Below are 22,289 nucleotides of genomic sequence, written 5' to 3' on the forward strand. Positions count from 1 at the left end.
ATGTATTGGAAGGAAATGCTTTCCGCTATCGCAAAGCCGGATAAAAACGCCAAAAGATATGAGCTTTCCACAGACTTTAAATATACAGGTCTGCAGGAATATCCGCGCCCTCAGATGCAGCGTAAATCCTATATAAATCTGAACGGTCAGTGGGATTATCGCATTATAGATGGCAAAGGGCAGGTGGTATGTGCCGGTCCTATAGAGGTTCCATTTTCTCCTGAAACAAGGCTTTCAGGGACAGAGAGGCATATCCTTCTTCCAGAAGAGACTCTTGAGTATACCAAGGTTTTTGATATTGATAAGATAAAGAATAATAAACATCTTCTGATTCATTTTGGAGCCGTTGATCAGGTGGCTCAGGTATTTCTTAATGGTATAAATCTTGGCATACATGAGGGAGGGTATACCTCCTTTACCTTTGACATTACTGATTATGTGGTGGAGGGAGATAATGAGCTGAAGGTAAAGGTTCGTGATTATACAGATAAGGTGGGTTATGCCCGTGGAAAACAGAGCCTTGAGCCATGCGGAATGTGGTACAGCGCCCAGAGTGGAATCTGGCAGACAGTATGGATGGAATGGGTGCCTGATGCTTACGTCAGCAAGATTCTCATTACGCCAGATATCGATAACGACAGACTCACACTGGAGCTTAAGGTTTCAGAGATGAAGGGACAGGTGAAGATAGATACATCAAATCCTGATTTAATAAAAGAGTTTAGCGTAGATAAGATAAGCGATGACAAACTGCTTGTGAGAATTGAACTAAACGATTATAAGCTTTGGACACCGGAAGATCCGCAGCTTTATTTCATAAATGTACACTATGGTAAAGATAGTTTTTCTACTTATTTTGCTATGAGGCATTTTGGAGTAGAGAAAGATGATAAGGCTATTCCACGTCTAAGTTTGAATCACAAGCCATTATTTATGAATGGAGTTTTGGACCAGGGATATTATCCAGAGAGTCTCATGACGCCACCTAGCGATGATGCAATGATTTATGATATCGAGACCATTAAGGGGCTTGGTTTTAATATGATTCGTAAGCATTGCAAGGTGGAGCCTATGCGTTGGTATTTCCACTGTGACAGACTTGGAATGATAGTGTGGCAGGATATTGTAAATGGCGGTACAAAGTACGATATGAACATGATTTGCAATATTCCTACAGTGGTGCGTCCATTTGGAAATACAAAGGATAAAAATCGACTTTTCTTGAGATTTACAGGGCGAAATACAGCAAAATCCAAGGAAGTTTGGCATAAAGAATGCAGAGAAATTATGGAGCAGCTGAGAAATGTTCCATCCCTGGGACAGTGGTGCCTTTTTAATGAAGGCTGGGGTCAGTTTGATGCTAATGATTGTCTGAAATTCGCGTTGAAATTTGATGATACAAGACCTATAGATGCTGCCTCAGGCTGGTTCCATGAGGGATGCGGAGATGTTTTCTCTGAACATAAATACTTCGAAGAGCTTAAGGTAAAGCTTGGTCAGCGACCTTATGTTATATCAGAATATGGAGGTTTCTCACTTAAGGTGGGAAATCATGTGACCAGAGATGTAGTATACGGTTATAAGAAATATAGTCATCAGAAGGATTTGCAGGATGCCTACAACGAATTGATGGCAAAAATAAAGTCCCTCGAATTTGAGGGACTTGCAGGTGCTGTGTTTACTCAGGCCACCGATATAGAGGATGAGGTCAACGGCCTCATTACTTACGATCGGAAGGTGCAAAAACTGTATTAAACCAGCTTTGTGGGAATGCCATTCCAAGAATGATTCCCATTACGATAGCACCAGCTGTCTTAAGTGTAGACAGACCTGACTGACTGAAGTTGTTCATGTCATTCATGATTAAATAGAATGAAGTATAGTAGATTCCTGCGCCGGGTACCAATGGGAAAATTCCTGATATAAGGTAAACGGTGACAGGATTCTTTCTTTTTGAGGCAATAGCTCTTGAAAAGAAGGTAAGGGCTAAAGAACCGACAACATTTCCAAGAGTAGGAGCGCCAAGTGCGTTGGAAATAATTGAATAGAAAATCCAACCGATGGCACCTGAAATACCACAATACCAAAGCTCAGAACGAGGAGCCGAGAAGACGATGGCAAAGGCAACCGTTGCCACCATGGCGACTACAAATTCAATAATATAATTAACGTACATATAAGAAGGCACCTCCTCCGCAAATCTGAACTATTGTGATAACAATACCTACGCCAACTGCGATACAGAAGGCAGTGAGGAGGGCGTCAATTAATCTTATTGAGCCTGAAAGATAATCGCTATTAATGAAGTCTCTGATACTGTTTGTAAGTGGAATACCAGGAACAAGCGGCATGATTCCGCCAATGATAATCTTATCGGAATGGATAGGAAGTCCTGTAAAAGCAAAGGCAAAGGCCAATACAGAAATAACTATACTTCCAAGAACATTAGTGACGGTTTTGGAATTGTTCATTCCTGCTTCAAAATGAAGGAATATGCGAAGTAGACATCCAACAATTGTAGCGATAACTCCGTCTAATGCAGTACCTCCAAAAAGGTATGCGAAGCCACCGCAGCCGATTCCTGTTGCAAGTATCATGATAGGAAGATTATAGCAAGGAAGCTTTTTATATTCTGCAAGCTTTACCCAAGCATCTTCTATAGAAATGTTCTTAGCACAAACTTCTCTGCAAAGACTGTTAAGCGCTGCAATTCTTGCTAAGTGCATAGGGTACATAGGTACATGACGAATCATTGAGCTGGCATGCTCTGTCACCTCATCTGCACTGGCGAAAATTCCATTACTGAGAACGTAAACGTCACAGTCAGTAATATCATATGAATTTAAAATGGCAAGGACACTGTCCTCTACCCTGTAAACCTCTGCGCCATTTCGCAGGAGAATATCTCCTAATTCAACAGCAAAGGATAAGACTTTTTGTGTATCTGTCATAGTGTCTCCCTTAGAAATTATTTCTCAAAATGATTATGTATGAAATTTGTTTTTTTTTCAACACCGGTGGATAAATTTAACGATTGTGGATAACTTTGTGGGAAAAATTTGTTCGTTGATTTATGACTCACTTGGGTTGAAAAGATTGCTGAGACCTTGTGGTTTCTAGATTCAGGAGACAGAAGATTCAGATATTTAACACTTATTTGCACACATGATTGAACTTATCCTCAATTCAGAAAACATAATTGTGGATAATGTGGATAACTGAATATTTAAGTTGATACATAAATCAACGGTATAAAAATCCGACTTTTTGTAAATTAATATAAGAGATGTATTAAGAAATATACTCAAAAAAGAAAACGATTATGTTATACTATTCTGCGGATATTTTTCATATAAGATATGTAAATATATAATAAGTAATACAAAGTAGGAGGTCTAATAATGGCAGAGAATAGTTCATGTTCTTCAGCAAGCAGCTGCTCACGTGGCTCCTGTGAAGGATGCCCATCAGCAGAGGCAGCAAAGGCTGGAGTTAGAAATACAGCTTTTCTTGAGGCACCAAATGCTAATTCAAATATTAAGCATGTAATCGGTGTAGTTTCAGGTAAGGGTGGCGTTGGTAAGTCACTCATCACATCATCACTTGCAGGTGTTATGGCACGTGCTGGCTATAAGGTAGGTATCCTTGATGCCGATATCACAGGTCCATCTATTCCAAAGATGTTTGGTGTTCATGGTCCTGCAGCAGCAAGCGCAGAGGGCGAGATGCTTCCTGAGATTGCTGAGGATGGCACAAAGATTATGTCAGTAAACCTTATCCTTGATGATGAGGAGTCTCCAGTAGTATGGAGAGGTCCTGTTATCGCAGGTGTTGTAAAGCAGTTCTGGACAGACGTAGCATGGGGCGAGCTTGATTATCTCTTCGTAGATATGCCACCAGGAACAGGTGATGTTCCACTTACTTGCTTCCAGTCACTTCCAGTAGACGGTATCGTTATCGTTACAAGCCCACAGGAGCTTGTACAGATGATTGTAAAGAAGGCTTACAACATGGCTGATATGATGCATATCCCAGTTCTTGGTCTTGTAGAGAATTACTCTTACATCAAGTGTCCAGACTGCGGAAAGAAGATTGAAATCTTCGGTGAGAGTCATATCGATGAGGTTGCTGCTGGTCTTAATATCCCAGTTATTGGAAAGCTTCCAATGGATAGAGCATTTGCTACAGCAGCTGATGCAGGTCGTATCTTTGACGTAGAAAACGAGTACCTCGTTAGTGCGAAAGAGATATTAGAGAATTTATAAATTTAGATGAGCTGGTAGGAAACAAGCTCTTAGATTTCTCAAGCGAATCGTGTTAGATGAGCGGAGAAATACTAAGGCTTGTAGCCGTGACCAGCGGATTAAAGGAGAGAGAAAAATGGCACAGAATCCAGTAGTTACAATTGAGATGGAAAATGGCGATATCATGAAAGCTGAGCTTTATCCTGAGATCGCTCCAAACACAGTTAATAACTTTATCAGCCTTATCAACCACAACTTCTATGATGGTGTAATCTTCCACAGAGTTATCAATGGCTTTATGCTTCAGGGTGGAGATCCAGACGGAACAGGAATGGGTGGCCCAGGCTACTCTATCAAGGGTGAGTTCTCAAATAATGGTTTCAAGAATGACCTTAAGCACGAGCCAGGTGTTCTTTCAATGGCACGTACAATGATTCCTGATTCAGCAGGAAGCCAGTTCTTCATCATGCACAAGACAAGCCCACATCTTGATGGCGAGTACGCTGCATTCGGTAAGGTTATCGAGGGTATGGATGTTGTTAATAAGATTGCAGAGGTTCCTACAGATTGGTCAGATCGCCCAACAGAGGAGCAGAAGATGAAGAAGGTTACAGTTGAGACTTTCGGTGTTGAGTATCCAGAGCCAGAGACAGTATAATTCTATTTGCAATTTATAAAATATCATGGTATTATAACGGCACGCTTTTGGCGTGTCGTTTTTTTCGTTTTATATTCTATAAGTCATTCGACTGTGTTTCACAGGAGAAATATGAAATTTAATACTATTTTTTTATGCTGCACGGTATGGGCGGTAGCTGGAGTGTTGGCTATTGTTTTTGCTCTTATGGGAAGTCTTAAAGAAAAAAGAAAGCATTCAGTTAAGATGATTTATTTAAGGCAGTTTATATTAATGGCTCAAAGCGGTAAAACCTCGGGAGAAATCATTAAGGAGCTATACTATTTCTTTGTTGGTAATGAGCCAATGAGAAAAATTATGCTTAGGGCAATGAATATGCCAAATGTCAAAGGTCTGGATTATATTAATAGAAAAATCGGGTGTGATCCAATGAAGATTCTGCATGGGTTTCTGATAAAAAGGGAAGCGCAAAACAGAAGCAGACCACTGCCTTCGATTCCAGATGATATTATTCAATATTTCATTGATTTGACAGACCAGTGGGAGGAAGATTATCAGGAGACACTGCGTCTAAGGAGACAAAGAAAGATTAGAGGTACTCTTGAGATTTGCGCTTTCATGCTGGTGAATTATCATCTATATAGCTGGTTGAGAACGGATTTGAGTTTGTGGATATTTGCAATTGTAAACACCCTTGGTGTGGTTTTCTTTATTATTCTTGAAAATGAAAAGACCCAATCGCCATCCAGAGGAATACAGGGACTGTATCATCTGGCAAGTGGAATGGGTCTCATAATCAATATATTTACTGTTGTGTCTGGGTGGCTTGGGCAGGTAGCTTGATGCGAAGCTTTGTGATTCGCTTTTTTTCTACTGCAAGCACACGGATGATGGTGCCATCCTCGGAAACATAGGTCTCACCCACATTAGGGAAATGGTCGAAAGCACCTACTATGTAGCCGCCGATGGTATCGTAATCATCACTTGTAAAGCCCAGTGGAATCAGCTGGCATAAATCTTCTAGATTCATAGAGCCCAGCACCTGATATTCTCTGTCGCTGATTCTAACAAGAGGATCTTCCTCATCTTCATCATATTCATCACGGATTTCGCCTACGATTTCCTCCAGCAAATCTTCAAGTGTAATCATGCCAGAAAGCTCGCCGTATTCATCTAATACGATAGAAAGTGAAGCGGATTCTTCACGCATTTCATCGAAGAGGTCTGATACGTTTTTCATTTCATAGGTGAAGTAGGTATCTCTCAGATAATCTCTTACAGAGAAGTTATCTGAAGGGCCAACCCCAAGAAAATCCTTCATGTTGATGATACCCAGAACCTTATCGGTATCTGGCTCGCAGACAGGAATACGTGTATACATATCCTCTTTGAATACGGCCATCAGCTCATCATAAGTGATATCAGCATCCACCATTGTCATGTCGATTCGAGGAATCATAACCTCCTTGGCACATGCATCTGAGAAATCAAACACCTTGTGAATCATGGTGCGCTCATCCTGTTCAATGGCGCCACTTTCATGGCTTACATCTACCATGGTACGGATTTCTTCTTCAGTGATGGTCTCATCCTTGAAATCTGGGTCAATGCCAAAGAGCCGGATAAAAAGACCTGCAAGGAAATTAACGATGGCAATCACAGGAGTGAGTATCCACATGAGACCGCCTACTGCAGGTGCATATCTGAGGCTCAGCTTAGTGGAATTTAATGTAGCCAGAGACTTAGGAGTAATCTCACCAAAAATTAATATCAATAGAGTAAGAATTCCTGTGGCAATTCCAGCACCATAGTTACCAAAAATCTGAATTGCAAGAGTGGTAGCAAGTGATGACGCTGACAGATTAACTATATTATTCCCAATAAGGATAGCAGAAAGCATCTTTTTGGGACGGTTAATAACGTTTAACACTCTAGAAGCTTTTTTGTCTCCATCATCAGCCATGGTCTTAATCTTAATTTTATTTACAGTTGTCAGAGCTGTTTCTGCTGATGAAAAGAACCCAGACAAGCCCAAAAGAATAAAAAGAATTATCAACTTAATTAACAAGTGAACATCCAAATGTAAAAATCCTCCTTAAAACACAAAGATAATATCTCTATTTGCGACATATTATAACACATAAGGATAGAAGTGGGGAAATTTACATGAACTGAATTTAATGCATATTTAGTATAGTATTTTCTCTTAAATTGCTTTAAAGTTATTATTAGATTTTTAAGAGAGAAGAAGAGTTTATGAAGAAAAAACTGCTTATATTAGCATTAGCTATAGCTGCAACAGTCGGTTTTGCTGGATGCAGTAGGTACAATCAAAAAGAGATTGAGCTTAGAGACCAGGGCATAGCAGCCATGGATGAGGGTAGATATGAAGATGCCATTGCACTTTTTGATGAGGCCTTGGGTTGTTCCATTGGAAAGGTGACAGACCTGGAGCTGGATGTAGATTATTTTAAGGCAGCAGCCCAGTTTAAGAATGGACAGTTTGAGGATGCAGCCACTACATATTCATACCTTATTAAATATGATGAGAAAAACTATAAGCCATATTTCTTAAGGGGCAGCATATATGCCAGCGAGGGAGAGATTGGTCAGTCTATAAAAGATTATGATGCTGCAGTAGCCATAGATGAGAAGAACTACTTACTTTACATAGAGATTTATGAAAACCTTAATGCTTTGGGATATACAAATCAGGGACTTGCCTATTTGAACAATGCTTTGGAGGTTACAGATAAATCTCCTGAAGCAAAATACTTTAAGGGTAGAATTTATTACATGCTGGGTCAGACCGCAGAGGCGGAGAAGCTTCTGAAGGAAGCCATCGAGAAGGATGTAATAGATGCAAAGCTTTATCTTGCCAAGATTTATCAGGACACTGGGGATTATGTTTCAGCCCAGGATCTTTTGGAAGAATATGCAGAATCCGATCAGGTAACAAGCGATGCTCTGGGTACACTTGGAGATATTGAATTATCCAGTGGCAATTATGATAATGCGCTGGGGTATTATGACGCTGGGTTGAGTCTCGATTCCATCGGCAATATGCCTCAGCTCATGAAAGGCAAGGCAGCAGCCCTTGAAAAGCTATACAGATTTGATGAAGCAAAAGAGGTTATAACACAATATCTTGAGTCTTATCCTAACGATGAGGAGGCAGCAAAAGAGTTAGTGTTCTTACAAACCAGGTAATTTTCTGAAAAGACGCACTACAATATGTGGTGTGTCTTTTTTGTGTTTAAATACTAAATATTGTGTGTGTTGAATCGTGATTCTACTTAGAAAATTATCAAAACTCAAAATCAATTTTAGGTAATTATGACGAAAAACACTATATATGGGTTTAATCATTGACCCACCACCCTATATTTTGTAAACTATAATCAGTCGAGAAAACCTTGGAAGAACGCTTTAGTTAGGACATCGGACAGGTTCATTGGGGAGTCCTTTTAGGGGAGATTTTAATATGAGAAAGGAATATTGGTGAGAAGAATTGTTTGAAGTTGTAAAAAGAGATGGGGAAATTGCAGAATTTAATTTAGGCAAGATTAATGATGCCATCGCAAAGGCATTTGAGGCTACTGGGAAGGAATACAACGACGATATAATTGGCTTACTATCACTTCGTGTTTCAGCAGATTTCCAGAGTAAAATCAAATCTGGCAAGATTTCTGTTGAGGATATCCAGGACTCTGTTGAGAACGTATTAGAGCAGACTGGATATACTGACGTTGCAAAGGCTTACATTCTATATAGAAAGCAGCGCGAAAAGATGCGTAACATGAAGTCTACCGTTCTCGATTACAAGAACGTTGTGGACAGCTATGTTAAGGTAGAAGACTGGCGTGTAAAAGAGAACTCTACAGTTACATATTCTGTAGGTGGTCTCATTTTATCTAACTCTGGTGCTATCACAGCTAATTACTGGCTTTCAGAGATTTACGATGAGGAAATCGCTAATGCTCACCGTAGCGCAGATATCCACATTCACGATCTTTCTATGCTTACAGGCTACTGTGCAGGCTGGTCCTTAAAGCAGCTTATTCAGGAAGGCCTTGGCGGCATCACAGGAAAGATTACATCAGCACCAGCAAAGCACCTTTCAGTACTTTGCAATCAGATGGTAAACTTCCTTGGTATTATGCAGAATGAATGGGCAGGAGCTCAGGCTTTCTCTTCATTTGATACATACCTTGCGCCATTTGTTAAGACTGATAATCTTTCATATGAAGAAGTTAAGAAGTGCCTTGAGGCATTTATATATGGTGTAAACACACCTTCACGTTGGGGTACACAGGCTCCATTCTCAAACATCACTTTAGATTGGACAGTACCAAACGACCTTGCAGAGCTTCCAGCTATCGTTGGAGGCAAGGAGCAGGACTTCAAATATAAGGACTGCAAGAAGGAAATGGATATGGTTAACAAAGCCTTCCTCGAGATTATGATTGAGGGCGATGCTAATGGACGTGGTTTCCAGTATCCTATTCCTACATATTCTATTACTCGTGATTTTGATTGGTCAGATACAGAGAACAATCGTCTCTTATTTGAAATGACAGCTAAGTACGGTACACCATACTTCAGCAACTATATTAATTCAGATATGGAGCCAAGCGATGTTCGTTCTATGTGCTGCCGTCTTCGCCTTGATCTTCGTGAGCTTCGCAAGAAGTCAGGTGGATTCTTCGGTTCAGGCGAGAGCACCGGTTCTGTAGGCGTTGTTACTATCAACCTTCCTCGTATTGCATATCAGGCAAAGGATGAGGCAGATTTCTATGCTCGCCTTGATAAGCTTATGGACATCAGCGCTCGTTCACTTAAGATTAAGCGTGGTGTTATCACAAAGCTTCTTGATGAGGGATTATATCCTTACACAAAGAGATACCTTGGTACATTTAACAATCACTTTTCTACAATCGGTCTTATCGGTATGAATGAAGTAGGTCTTAATGCTAACTGGCTTCGTGCAGATATGACTAGCAAGAAGACACAGCAGTTTGCAAAGGATGTTCTTAATCACATGCGTGAGCGTCTCTCTGATTATCAGGAGATGTACGGAGACCTTTACAATCTCGAGGCTACTCCAGCAGAGTCTACTACATACCGTTTTGCAAAGCATGACCGTGAGCAGTTCCCTGATATCATCACAGCTGGTAAGGAAGGCGATACACCATTCTACACAAATAGCTCACACATGCCAGTAGAATATACATCAGATATCTTTGATGCTCTTGAGGTTCAGGATGAGCTTCAGACGCTTTATACATCAGGTACTGTATTCCACGCTTTCCTTGGCGAGAAGCTTCCTACATGGGAGTCAGCAGCAAACCTTGTTCGCAAGATTGCTGAGAACTACAGATTACCTTATTACACCTTGTCACCTACATACTCAGTATGTAAGGAGCATGGCTACATCTCTGGCGAGCACTACACATGCCCACACTGCGGAAAGCCAGCAGAGGTATACAGCCGTATCACAGGCTACTACCGTCCAGTACAGAACTGGAACGAAGGTAAGACACAGGAGTTCAAGAATCGTAAGCTTTACGATATCGCAGGTTCTGTATGCCGTCGTGCAGGAGAGCAGTATCAGGAGCGCGTAGCAAAGGAAATGCCTAAGGTTAATCTTGAGATTGTATCAGAGGAGCCAAAGACAGGTGTTAAGTATCTCTTCACTACAAAGACATGTCCAAACTGTGCACGTGCAAAGGAGATTCTTGAGGACGAGGAGTACATCCTTGTAGATGCTGAAGAGCAACAGGATCTTACAAAGAAGTATGGCGTTATGCAGGCACCTACACTTGTAGTTGTTAACGGAGATGACGTTAAGAGATATGCTAATGCAAGCAACATTCAGAAGTATGTTGATGAAAATTAGTCAATAAAATCGAGATAATACACAGGAGATGTGGCTATAATGCTACATCTCCTTTTTTGTGTGATTCTTATGTAGAAAACTCATGGCAATAAAACACGTTTTTTGGCAAGAAAGTCGGATTGACCCTCTTAGATAATCATGATAAATTATCATTTGTGATAAATTTGTGAAAAAAGTATGTCCTATATGCGGAAATGACACACAATTGAGCTTTTCGTATAATTTGTCACGAAGTATTGAGAAAGGGAAAATGATATTGAAAAGGCACTTCAAAATCGCCACGTTAAGACGGCTAGTGGCGTTGACGATGCTTTCGGCATTGTTATTTAGTAACACCGCCGTATACGCCGATACGGTCAGTGAAGGCGAGCCTTCACAAGAAGAAGTAGTAAGCGAAACAGGTAATACAGATAGTTTAAGTAGTACATCATCAAGTAATTCTAGCAATAATCTTAACAATACCGTTTCTGGTACAGACATCACAGAAGACAACAACAGTAATACTACAACAGAAGAAAATACAGATTCAGATTCATCTGAGAGAACAGTTTCTTTAGATCTCTCTGATGAGGAAGAAGAGTTTGATTTAGCAGATCTTATTTCAGAATCAAAGTTTGAGATAAACTTTGGTGGATTTGGCAAACAAGATTGCGAGCATGAGAAACTTAATGAGGAAAAGGTTTGTTATGACGTAGATCCTGATAATGATGGACAGCACATTGTTTGCTATTTGTGTGAGGATTGTGGAGAATATGTTTCTTCAGGCAAATCTGTAAAGTGTACATCAGACGAAAAGAATCACTACAAGAAGGCTGACGATAAGCAGCACGTTGTATATAACAAGTGTACAGAATGTGGAAGAGTTCTTAATGAAAAGACAGTTGATTGTACACCAGTAGTAGTTCGCTATGAGCGCAAATCTGATACAAACCACACAGTACACGAAAAGTGCTCTGATTGTGGAAGAGAGTTCCATCATGAGGAAGATTGTGAGTGGGTAGGCCTTGAGGATAATAAGAACCTTAGACACTGTTCACATCAGGATCAGGGTTGCACAAATATCAACGACCAGAGATCACATGATGTTGTTATCTCAAATGTAAAGGTAACACCAGCAGCTAATGCTAAAAATGTAAAAGACGGAGTTACAACATTCGATGAGAAGATTGTTGTAGATTTTGAAGTTAAGTGCGAAGTATTTAACACACTTTCAAAAGAAGAGGTTCAGAGATACTTAACTGTATACGCAGCATACACTGATTATAACTGCAGAAATAATGGTAAAACAAAACGTTTAGAGATGCAGTCTTATGATAAGGGTGTTGCAACATATCAGTTGCGTTCAGAAGATATTAACACTAATGAAGAGCCATTCTACATCACATACATTGCCGCTGAAAGCACATTTGATGGAAGAGATAAGGATAATCTTAAAACTGCTACTGAAGAGCTTAATTACTATATGACATATGGTGATCCAGCAAAGCAGGTTGATAAACTTACTAAATCAATTGTAAGCGGAGATGGTTCTAATTATGTAGAAGGTACTTGGTATTCAAAGCACCTTCATGGTGAGAAAAACTTATTTGTTTCTTATAAGGGTGGTACAACAAAGCAGATTACTAATCCTGTTTTATGGGAATTAGATGAGGCTGGTAACACTTCAACAAAGGTAAAAGAAATTAAAGCAGAATGCGTGGATAAGTCTGTTCGTATTCCAGTTTATTGCCTGTGGTGGCAGGTAGGAGAAATCACTATTCCATACTACGAGAATGATTATGAGTACGAATTAGAGTTATCTGATACAGATGAGAGTGAGCATAGATATGAATTCAGATTCGAGATTGATGGAAAAGAATTCAAGCAGCCTGTAGTTACAACAAAGATTGATAATGTTGCACCTAAACTCAAGCTTACATTTGACAATAATAAGTTTGAGAATGAGAAGTACTATAAGAAAGATAGAAAAGCTACTTTTGTATTAGTAGACAAAAACATTGATTCTAGCATTAAGAATAATGTAGTTATTAATTCTTGTGAAGGTAGCGCTACCATTAACGAAATGACTGGTTCAAATGGCAGCTACACAGGTTCTATCGACTTTAACGAAGATGGTATTTATTCTATTGGAGATATTAAATTTACAGATTATGCTGGTAATGCGTTTGTATTTACAGATGATACTGACAAGAATTACTGCAAAGAGTTTGTAATCGACAAGACAGCTCCAACATTAAAGATTACATTTAATGATGTTAAGCCTAAGAATGAAAAGTACTACAAGGAAGGCAGAATTGCTACATTTGTATTAGAAGATAGAAATATCGATACAAACGAAGCAAAGATGGATGACATTAAGGTACATACTAAAGAAGGCAAAGTAACTAAAGTTAACGAATTCGAATTTAATGAAATGACTGGCTCAAATAGTAAGTATGTTGGTTCAGTCGAATTTAATAATGATGGTATCTATTCAATTGGTGAAATCAAAGACCTTAACTTAGTAGATAAGGCTGGAAACGAGATAGTATTTGCTGATGGTCAGGATATGAACTATAGCTCAGAGTTCGTAATCGATAAGACACCTCCAAAGCTTGATATGATTACATACTCAAAGCCTACTAGCAAAACTGGAAGATACTACAAGAACAATGTAGATATTTCAGTACATGTTTCAGATAGAAACCTTAGCACAGATACTTACATTGGTACTAAGTTAGACGGCAAGTCATTAGAGAAGCAGGTAAACTTATCAAAGGTAGAGGAGGACAATTCAGCTACAATTAATTATGTTGCAGAAGCAGAAGGCAAGCACGTATTAACTGGTAAGATTTACGATTTAGCAGGAAACTGCACAGATATCAACGATGAAAGCAATGAATTCGTAATTGATAAGACTGCACCTACAGTTGATAAGATTACATATTCAGAGCCTACTGGAAGAAGCGGACGTTTCTATAAGAATGATGTACAGGTTTCAGTACAGATTAACGATTTATATCTTAGCGCTGATTCTTATATCACTACAGTGTTAGGAAAAGATTCTTCTGTTGAGTCAGGAGAAAAGGCAAACTTATCTAAAGATACTAACGGCGCTGGCGCTATCGATCTTCTTGTTAAGAAAGAAAGCGAGCACAAATTAATTGGTAAGATTTATGACTTGGCAGGAAACTGCACAGAAATCAATGATTCAGCTAATTTCTTTGAAATCGATAAGACTATTCCAGTTATCGACGTTAAGTTTGATAATAACAGCTCATTAAACGGCAACTACTTCAAGGCTGCACGTAAGGCTGAGATTACATTTACTGAGAAGAACTTTACAGCTGACCAGGTAACATACGACAGAGTAAATGGTAACTTAAGTGTTCTTCCAGGGCTTCAGAGATACTCAAATAAGGATATTAAGAACATTACACACATCGACTTTGACGCAGATGGTCGTTATGCTTTCACACTTGTTTGTGAGGATAAGGCTGGAAATATCTCAGAGAAGTTCGTTTCAGACGAGTTCGTAATTGATATGACTCTTCCAGAGATTGAGATTTCTGGTGTTGAGGATATGTCAGCAAACAATGGCAAGGTTGCTCCTGTAGTTGTTTCTAAGGACGCTAACCTTACAGATGCTTGTACAGAAATTTCCCTTGTTGGTTCAAACAACGGAAAGGTTACACCAAGCATTTCAAAGACAAATGGTACAGAGACATTTACATACTCATTTGCTGATATGGCACATGAGAAGCAGAATGACGACCTTTACACATTGTCAGTTAAGCTTACCGACCTTGCTGGTAATACAGTAGAGAAATCAGTTAAGTACTCACTTAACAGATTTGGTTCTATCTTCGTTCTTAGCGATGCAACAAAGGCTATGGTTGATGGTTACTATGTAACAAAGCCACAGGATGTTGTTATCACGGAGATTAACGTAGATAGCCTTACAAAGAAGGAAGTTTCAGTAGCTTTCGACGGTAGCGTTAAGGAGCTTAGAGAGGGTGCTTCATTTACAACAAATGACACTACAAACTCTAACGGATGGCATTCAATCAGCTACAACGTTGGCAAGGCAAACTTCAAAAAGGACGGTATTTACTCAGTAACAGTATTCTCTGAGGACAGAGCTTCTAACAAGCAGAGTAATCAGTCAAAGGATGCTGAGATTGAGTTCCTTCTTGATAAGACAGCACCAAGTGTTATCGTTTCAGGTCTTGAGGATGGTGGAATCTACGAAGAGGAGAGCCACGACTTCTCAGTAAACGTAACAGACACAATCGGTGTTACAGACATGAAGGTATTCTTAAATGACGAGAAGCTTGCTAGCTTCACAGCTGCAGAGCTCAATGAGAATGGTGGTACAGCAGTACTTACTATTCCTACAATGGATGATTACCAGAAGGTAACAATCAAGTGTACAGACGTTGCAGGTAACGTTGCAAAGCTCGAGTACAACAACCTTCTTGTATCAGTTAAAGCTGAGGAGTTATTACTTGAGGACAACCTCACACCTACAGCTAAGCTTGATGCAGGTATTCCAGCAGTTGCATCTGCTCTTAGATCATCTAAGACTCTTGTAGCAGGAATCATTCTTATTATTGCAGCTTTTGGTTTAGCAGGCGCTACAGTTTATAAGAAGAAAAAGCACTAATTAAAATATATTTGTTACTGCTCACGGTCAGATATTCTGACTGTGGGCGGTAGCAATTATTTAATAATTTGAACCAATAGCTGAGCCTTCAGTTATTAGCTGAGATTATTAATAATGTTATGAAATAAAAAGGAAGAGTAGGAGAAAAAAATGAAATTATTAAAGAGACTTTGTACATTCCTCGTTGCTATGGGGATTGCCTTAGCACCAGTAACACCTGTTGCAGCAGTAGACAGTGTCGTAGATGCAGAGACAGCTAAGCAGGGCGTTGTTCAGGTAAACACAGTTATCGTAGATGAGAATTCAGAAAAGCGTCTTGTTATCGGTGGTGCAGGATTCATCATCGGTGATGCAGAAGGCACTGAGTATGTTATTACAAGCAAGCACATTGTTAGCCCTGATCAGGAGACATTAGGTGCAGCATGCCAGTACTATGGATTAGTTAGCGGCAACGATACTTCTATCAACCTTAGAATTGCTACAGAGGTAGTTATCGAGGGTGACGTTGTATTAAACGCTTCTGTACTTACATCTAGCAACGAGCTTGATATGGTAGTGCTTCAGCTTCCACAGCCTATTTACACAAGAACACCACTTAAGCTTCTCACAAACAAGAAATATGACGTAAATAATCTTCCATATGGTGAAGAGGATGCTGTATATGCATTAGGTCTTCCAGAGATGGTTTCATATGAGTCAGAGACACAGTATTACTCTGATCAGCAGGTTCAGATGTCTTACGGTGAGATTAAGAGCCTTGGCATGTTCGAGGGTGTTCAGGTAGTAGAGAGTGATGCTGCTACAGATTTAAATAATTATGGTGGTCCACTTGTAGATCAGAACGGATATGTCATCGGAATGAATTTACCAATGCATGACGGTGAGAACAGCTGTGCTTTAGATTCTACAAAGATTGCAAAGATTTTAGATGGACTTGGAGTATCTTACTCTCAGGTAAACAGTGTTCCAAAGGACGAAGTAGAGGATGAGGAGACTGTTGAGGCTAAAGCTAAATTTAAACAGCCAGTAGCTACTCCAGCAGCAAAGTCTAACAAGGGCATTTCAGAGACAATGATAGTTGTAATCAGCCTTGTAGCTGTATTCGTCGTTGTATGTGGTGTGGCAGGTCTCATTCTTTTCTTTGTAAATAGAGATAAGAGTGATAGTGCAAAGCCAAAGAAGGAAAAGAAGGTATACAACGGTCCAGTTTTCGATATGGATACTACACCTAAGAGTTCAGTAAAGATGACTGCATCAAAGACTCCACAGCGCAATATGTTAAACATGGCTCAGCCTAAGACAGCTGCAAGTGATGAGACTACAATTCTTAGTGCAGTACCTTCAAACGATGGCGAGACATCATTACTTAGCGAGGAGCTTAACGTACCACAGAATCTTGGAACTCTTGTTAGAAAGAGAACATCTGAGAAGATTTCCCTTTCTAAGTCAGATTTCGTTATCGGTAAGGACGCTTTACATGCTGATTACTGCATCGAAAAGAACAGCTCAATCAGTAGAAAGCACGCCATGATTACAAGCGGAAGAAATGGTGCGTACATTCAGGATTGCAATTCAACAAACGGTACTTTCATCAATGGAACAAAGCTTGAGAGCGAGCGTGCCGTACTTTTAAATAATGGAGATATTATCAAGCTTTCAAATGAAGAGTTCGAGTATCTTGCATAGGAAATAAATTATGGGTTTTAAAGTAGATGCCTATTCAGATATAGGCACCAAAAAAAGTGTTAATCAGGATGCTTTGTTAATAAAACAGGCAAAGGCCGCAGGCTATGGGAATATCTGCATGGGTGTTCTCTGTGATGGCATGGGAGGTTTGTCCTGTGGAGAGGTAGCCAGCTCTGCCTTCGTAAACAGGATGGACACTTGGTTCAAAACAGAGCTTCCACAGTTACTTTTAGATAGAAATATAACTGAGCCATTGAAGGGAACAGCTGATATTAGTGCTACAGGTCATCTCCTTACAAAGGTAGAGGGGCAGTGGAAAAAGGTTGTCACAGAAATGAATGACAGGCTCAAGGTTTACGGAAATGAGAACGGCATTCGCTTAGGTACAACTGTTGTAGCAATCATCATAGTCGGAGAAGAATACATGACTATGAATGTCGGAGATTCCAGAGCATATCGCTTCAATAAAAAGCAGCTTGCTCAGGTATCTCACGATCACAGCTACGTTCAGCAGCAGCTGGAGCTTGGCAGGATGACAGAAGAGGAAGCCATCTACAGCGATAAGAAGAGTGTACTTCTTCAGTGTATAGGGGCCTCAGAGACTGTATCACCGGAGTTCTTTGGTGGTAGCATAGAGAGAAATCTTCATTTTCTTTTATGCTCCGATGGTCTCTGGAGAAAGCTAGATAATAAAGAGATTATGGGGATTGCCCCACAGCGTAACGGTATTAAGAAGTTGACCGAAATGGTTATGAAGCGTGGAGAGACAGACAATATTTCAGGTCTTATTATCTCCATTTAAGATTTAGAGTTATATGTTAGAAATTGGATCAGTAATTGATAATAAATATAAGATATTAAATAAGATTGGCCAGGGTGGAATGAGCGTTGTTTATTTGGCCATGAACGAAAGAGCCAACAAGCAGTGGGCTGTCAAAGAAATCCGTAAGGATGCAGCAGCTGCGTCAGAAATCAATATGGTCAGCATCAAGACAGAGACAGAGATGCTTAAGAATCTTTCCCACCCAAACCTTCCTAGCATCGTAGATATCATCGATCATGAGGATTCAATCCTTATCGTTATGGACTACGTGGAAGGTAATACACTTAGCAAGGCTGTTAATGAGCTTGGCCCTCAGCCACAGGAATATGTTATTGAGTGGGCAAAGCAGCTTTGCGATGTGCTCGGATATTTGCATTCGCAGAATCCACCTATCATCTACAGAGATTTAAAGCCAGGCAATATCATGCTTAAGCCAGACGGTACTATAGTCCTTATCGATTTTGGTACAGCCAGACAGTATAAGGAGGAGAATCTTGAGGATACTACATGTCTCGGTACCAGAGGCTATGCAGCACCAGAGCAGTTCGGCGGTCGTGGACAGACAGATGCCAGAACAGATATCTATTGCCTTGGCACTACTATGTATCATCTCGTCACAGGGATGAATCCTAGTGAGCCTCCATACGAAATCAGAAATATACGTTATTGGAACGAGTCTCTTTCAAAGGGATTAGAGCAGATTATCGCAAAGTGTACTCAGCTTGATCCAGAGAAACGTTACCAGAGTTGTAATGAGGTGCTTTATGCCCTTGAGCATTATGATGAGCTGGATGAGACCTACCGTAGAAAGGAAAGGGTAAAGCTAGGTATTTTCCTTACCACAGCTTTCCTTGCCATTGCATCAGGAATTGGTTCTCTTTCATGCTACAGCTATGCTAAGCACGTGCAGCAGGTAAATCATGACAAGCTTTTAGAGGATGCCAGCCGTGGTGTTACAGCAGCGGATTCAAAGGAAGCGCTGATTAATTCCATCGCGGTATATCCATCACAGGTGGATTCATACATTAATCTGATCGACAATGTCTACCTTGCAGATGAGAACTTCTCGGCAGATGAGGCAGCGGAGCTTCGTGAGATCCTCATTCGCACCAGCGGCAAGAACACTTACGAGCAGATATTGGCTCAGGACACAGACAGTTACAGCCTGTTTGCCTATAGACTTGGCCTTGCCTACTACTACAGCTATGAAGGTGAAGGCAACAAGCAGCAGTCAGCTTACTGGTTCAAAAAGGCAGCAGAGGGCAATCTTAACCCTAACCAGATGGAACGTGCTAAGCGTCTTGGAGCTATTGCAGAATACTATGTGAACTTAGGAGCTGTTGATAAAACAGGAGACAGCGATGTCACATATAAGAATTACTGGGATGACTTGGTAGCTCTTTGTGAGGGTAACATCACCGAGTCCGACAATGCCAATACAGCCCTTGCCATTTACAAGGAGATGGCATCTCAGATATGTGTCAGTGCAAATCAGTTCAAGAAGGCAGGAGTCTCTACTTCAGATATGCAGCTCCAGCTGATGAATATTGAAAAGCACGTAAGAGAAGATATTGATAGCGCTCCTGAAAAATCAGAGCGTGTTGTTGAATTGGAGCAGGAGCTTGCCACAAACGTAGAAAAGGCAAAGCAGACTATTTCAATGTTAGAGTAGGTAGATTTATGAATTTACAAACAAACGTAGAAACAATTACAGAGCAGACACAGCTATTCCAAAGCATAGCAGTTATTTTGCTTGCATTAGCAATAGTGTTTCTAATAGCATCGATTGTTATATTTATAGTTTTTAAGATTCCACATTCCTTCAGAGTGCTTACTGGAATGGGAATGAATAAAGAGATTAGCAAAGCAGCAGCTGGAGACAGAAAGAGACAGAAGGCTACCCTTAACTGGGGTACTTCGGGTCCTCTAAATTCTGATGAAGAGACCATGCTTCTGGCTGATAGTGATGCCACTACAGTACTTGGTTGTGATGAGACTACAGTTTTAGGATGTGACGAAACCACAGTATTAGGCTGTGATGAAACAACAGTACTGGGCTGTGACGAGACAACTGTTTTAGACAGTGATGAAACAACAGTACTTACTGGAATAAATGATATTTTCCAAATGGAAGATGATATCAAGATTACAGGAAGTAACATGAATATTTAGGTTTTAGGAATACACAATGAACGCATTAATTGACAGGGGAATTATTAAGGAAATTGCTAGTGGCAACAACTTCGAGTACATCATCACAGGTGATGCGACTTTTGTTGATACAGACTACAAGGTATTACAGAGTCAGAGCAATGACATATTTGTTAAGTGCATGAAGATTACAAGAAATGGATTGGTTGATTTGTGCTATCTCGGTAACGACTACCGTACATTAGCAGGAATGTTGCCTGGCCTTTCTTTAGAAAATGCCAATACCATTGTGGCAGAAATCTTGTCATGCATCACAAAGGTAAAGACAAATGGTTTTCTTTCATGTCAGAGCATGGTGCTCGATAAAGAAAAGATTTTTGTTGATCCGAACACCATGAAGGTAAAGATGGTTTATGTACCTGTCAGTGAAAAATTGTTTTCCACAATGACAGAGTTTGAGGAACATCTTAATAACATTATCAACGAAATATCTCCTGATTTTGATATGGCCGACATTCCAGTGGTACCACAGCAAGTATATGTTAGCGGTAACACAGGCAATCTTTTGGGAGCAATGAAGCTCACAGCCTGTGATGCACCTTATCCATTTGAAATCCGTATTACAGAGGATGATGTGCTGATTGGTAAGAAAGCAGATTTGGTTGATAAGGTCATTGATTTTAACAGCGCCATAAGCCGCCGTCATTGTCGTGTGATAAAGCAAAACGGCACATTCTTCATTATGGATGAGGGAAGTGCAAATGGTACTTTTGTAAATAATGTCAGAGTTGAGATGGGACAAAAGCAGCCATTACAGCAGGGAGACATTGTACGCCTTGCAAATAGTGAATTTAGAGTGAATTAAAGGGGTGTAATATGGCAAATCCAAAGGTAATAATTGCGGATACAGATATTAATTATATTGCACCGCTTCAGTACAAATTTATTACTGATTACTTCAACAATATAGATTTAGAGATTATTACAGACAGACAGTATTTTGAAGATTATTTTTCAATGCCTCGAAATGCTGAAGTTCTTATTGTTTCAGAAGATTTATATAACCAATCAATTAAGCGTCATGACATCAAAAACGTATTTTTGATGTCAGAGCATATGGATGATGGAGCTACAGGCGATTTAAGTATCAATCGTCTTTACAAATACACAAGTATCATGGAAATCTTTAGCGAAATCGTGGCAAAGAGTTCCAAGGAGCTTGCTACAGGCGTAGTAGAGAAGAAGGAAACACAGGTGATACTTGTTACATCTGCATGCGGTGGGGTTGGTAAGACTACAGTGGCAATGGGAATTGCTGCCAGTCTTGCAGAAGGGTACCAGCGTGTTTTGTATATTAATGCAAGTATGCTTCAGAATTTCCAGTATCTTCTTGATAACGAAAGTCCAATTACGGGAATAGAGATGTATTCATCTTTGTATAACCCTACAGAGAATGTTTATCTAGATATAAAAAAGGAAATACGTCAGAACATATTCGACTATCTTCCAGAGTTTAAGGCAGCACTTCCATCTATTGGAATCGATTATTCAGTTTTCCTGAAAATCGCGTTATCTGCCAAGAAAAACAGAGATTATGACTTCATTATCATTGATGCAGATTCAATGTTTGATGAAGAGAAGCTCAATATGATAGATGCTGCAGACAAAGTTATTGTTGTGACAGACCAGTCAGTAAATTCAGTAAATGCAACAAATCATTTTGTTGCAAATGTAAATGGAGTGAATTCTGAGAAATACATATTTGTATGTAATCGTTTTGACAAGGATTCATTCAATGCATTGCTTGCAACAGAGGTTGTACCAAAGTTTGGTATTACTGAATATATCGCTGAAATTGAAACAAATTCATTCATTAAGCCTAGCGAGCTGGCTATGAATAACAGTCTCAGAAAAGTAGCATTTTTAACGATGTAAGGTGATTTGAAATGGATAATAAAGTAGTAGTTATCTTTAACAATTTAAGTAACAACGAAACAGCAGATTTGGAGATTCCAGTTGATATTACAGCAAACGATTTGGTAGTGGCACTAAACACAGCATATTCCCTTGGAATAGATATATCAGATCAGAAAAAATGTTATTTAAAGGCAGAGAATCCATTTGCTCTGCTGAAGGGAAGCAAAAGGCTTTCTGAATTTGGTGTTAGAAATGGTACAGTAATTAACTTTACTGAATAGGTTATA

Annotated in this window: 17 protein-coding genes; 14 read left to right on the plus strand and 3 right to left on the minus strand. The window is 39.8% G+C overall.

The genetic code is table 11. The annotated features are described in order from the left end of the window. Window positions 1-1,755 carry a glycoside hydrolase family 2 protein gene (locus BMZ41_RS08185; RefSeq protein WP_090169507.1) on the plus strand — a complete coding sequence of 585 codons (1,755 nt, stop codon included), beginning with the start codon at window positions 1-3 and terminating at the stop codon, window positions 1,753-1,755. On the opposite strand, the gene BMZ41_RS08190 is transcribed toward BMZ41_RS08185, so the two are convergent. Further along, window positions 1,721-2,176 carry a threonine/serine exporter family protein gene (locus BMZ41_RS08190; protein WP_090169509.1) on the minus strand — a complete coding sequence of 152 codons (456 nt, stop codon included), beginning with the start codon at window positions 2,174-2,176 and terminating at the stop codon, window positions 1,721-1,723. The genes BMZ41_RS08185 and BMZ41_RS08190 overlap by 35 nt on opposite strands. Then, the gene (locus BMZ41_RS08195) at window positions 2,166-2,951 is read right to left on the minus strand and encodes a threonine/serine exporter family protein (protein WP_090528521.1); all 786 of its coding nucleotides are present in this window, start codon (window positions 2,949-2,951) and stop codon (window positions 2,166-2,168) included. The genes BMZ41_RS08190 and BMZ41_RS08195 overlap by 11 nt, the downstream gene beginning before the upstream one ends. Window positions 2,952-3,401: 450 nt before the next feature. Here BMZ41_RS08195 and BMZ41_RS08200 point away from each other — a divergent pair, with 450 nt between their 5' ends. The 3 genes from BMZ41_RS08200 (at window position 3,402) to BMZ41_RS08210 (ending at window position 5,724) form a co-directional block, all read left to right on the plus strand. Further along, window positions 3,402-4,265 carry an Mrp/NBP35 family ATP-binding protein gene (locus BMZ41_RS08200; RefSeq protein WP_090528524.1) on the plus strand — a complete coding sequence of 288 codons (864 nt, stop codon included), beginning with the start codon at window positions 3,402-3,404 and terminating at the stop codon, window positions 4,263-4,265. A 115-nt stretch (window positions 4,266-4,380) separates the two neighbouring features. Then, complete coding sequence (locus BMZ41_RS08205) at window positions 4,381-4,902, plus strand: peptidylprolyl isomerase (protein ID WP_090169515.1); 522 nt, start codon at window positions 4,381-4,383, stop codon at window positions 4,900-4,902. Window positions 4,903-5,013: 111 nt separating this feature from the next. Then, window positions 5,014-5,724, plus strand: a complete 711-nt coding sequence (locus tag BMZ41_RS08210; protein ID WP_090169517.1) for a hypothetical protein — start codon at window positions 5,014-5,016, stop codon at window positions 5,722-5,724. On the opposite strand, the gene BMZ41_RS08215 is transcribed toward BMZ41_RS08210, so the two are convergent. Further along, window positions 5,687-6,961, minus strand: a complete 1,275-nt coding sequence (locus BMZ41_RS08215; RefSeq protein WP_090169519.1) for an HlyC/CorC family transporter — start codon at window positions 6,959-6,961, stop codon at window positions 5,687-5,689. The genes BMZ41_RS08210 and BMZ41_RS08215 overlap by 38 nt on opposite strands. 176 nt (window positions 6,962-7,137) lie before the next feature. Between BMZ41_RS08215 and BMZ41_RS08220 the strand changes: the two genes are divergently transcribed. The 10 genes from BMZ41_RS08220 to BMZ41_RS08265 all read left to right on the plus strand — a co-directional run bounded on the left by BMZ41_RS08220 (window position 7,138) and on the right by BMZ41_RS08265 (window position 22,283). Further along, window positions 7,138-8,091, plus strand: a complete 954-nt coding sequence (locus BMZ41_RS08220) for a tetratricopeptide repeat protein (RefSeq protein WP_090528527.1) — start codon at window positions 7,138-7,140, stop codon at window positions 8,089-8,091. Between the two features lie 301 nt (window positions 8,092-8,392). Continuing rightward, a complete protein-coding gene (locus tag BMZ41_RS08225) occupies window positions 8,393-10,780 on the plus strand; it encodes a ribonucleoside triphosphate reductase (protein WP_090528529.1) in 2,388 nt (795 codons plus the stop codon). Window positions 10,781-11,030: 250 nt separating this feature from the next. After that, window positions 11,031-15,425: an Ig-like domain-containing protein gene (locus tag BMZ41_RS08230; RefSeq protein WP_090528532.1), complete on the plus strand. Its 4,395-nt coding sequence runs from the start codon at window positions 11,031-11,033 to the stop codon at window positions 15,423-15,425. Between the two features lie 150 nt (window positions 15,426-15,575). Then, on the plus strand, window positions 15,576-17,111 hold the full coding sequence (locus BMZ41_RS08235) for an FHA domain-containing protein (protein WP_090169527.1): 1,536 nt from the start codon (window positions 15,576-15,578) through the stop codon (window positions 17,109-17,111). A gap of 10 nt (window positions 17,112-17,121) precedes the next feature. Beyond that, complete coding sequence (locus BMZ41_RS08240; protein WP_090528534.1) at window positions 17,122-17,913, plus strand: PP2C family protein-serine/threonine phosphatase; 792 nt, start codon at window positions 17,122-17,124, stop codon at window positions 17,911-17,913. A 13-nt stretch (window positions 17,914-17,926) separates the two neighbouring features. Beyond that, window positions 17,927-19,606, plus strand: a complete 1,680-nt coding sequence (locus BMZ41_RS08245; RefSeq protein WP_090528537.1) for a serine/threonine protein kinase — start codon at window positions 17,927-17,929, stop codon at window positions 19,604-19,606. A gap of 8 nt (window positions 19,607-19,614) precedes the next feature. Continuing rightward, window positions 19,615-20,106, plus strand: coding sequence for a hypothetical protein (locus tag BMZ41_RS08250; protein WP_090528541.1), 492 nt, complete (start codon window positions 19,615-19,617; stop codon window positions 20,104-20,106). Window positions 20,107-20,122: 16 nt separating this feature from the next. Beyond that, a complete protein-coding gene (locus tag BMZ41_RS08255; RefSeq protein ID WP_090169534.1) occupies window positions 20,123-20,950 on the plus strand; it encodes an FHA domain-containing protein in 828 nt (275 codons plus the stop codon). Window positions 20,951-20,961: 11 nt separating this feature from the next. Next, on the plus strand, window positions 20,962-22,020 hold the full coding sequence (locus BMZ41_RS08260; protein ID WP_090169537.1) for an AAA family ATPase: 1,059 nt from the start codon (window positions 20,962-20,964) through the stop codon (window positions 22,018-22,020). 11 nt (window positions 22,021-22,031) lie between these two features. Then, a complete protein-coding gene (locus tag BMZ41_RS08265; protein ID WP_090169539.1) occupies window positions 22,032-22,283 on the plus strand; it encodes an EsaB/YukD family protein in 252 nt (83 codons plus the stop codon). The last annotated feature ends 6 nt before the right edge of the window (window positions 22,284-22,289 follow it).

The sequence above is a fragment of the Pseudobutyrivibrio sp. UC1225 genome, assembly GCF_900115215.1.
Classification (GTDB): domain Bacteria; phylum Bacillota; class Clostridia; order Lachnospirales; family Lachnospiraceae; genus Pseudobutyrivibrio.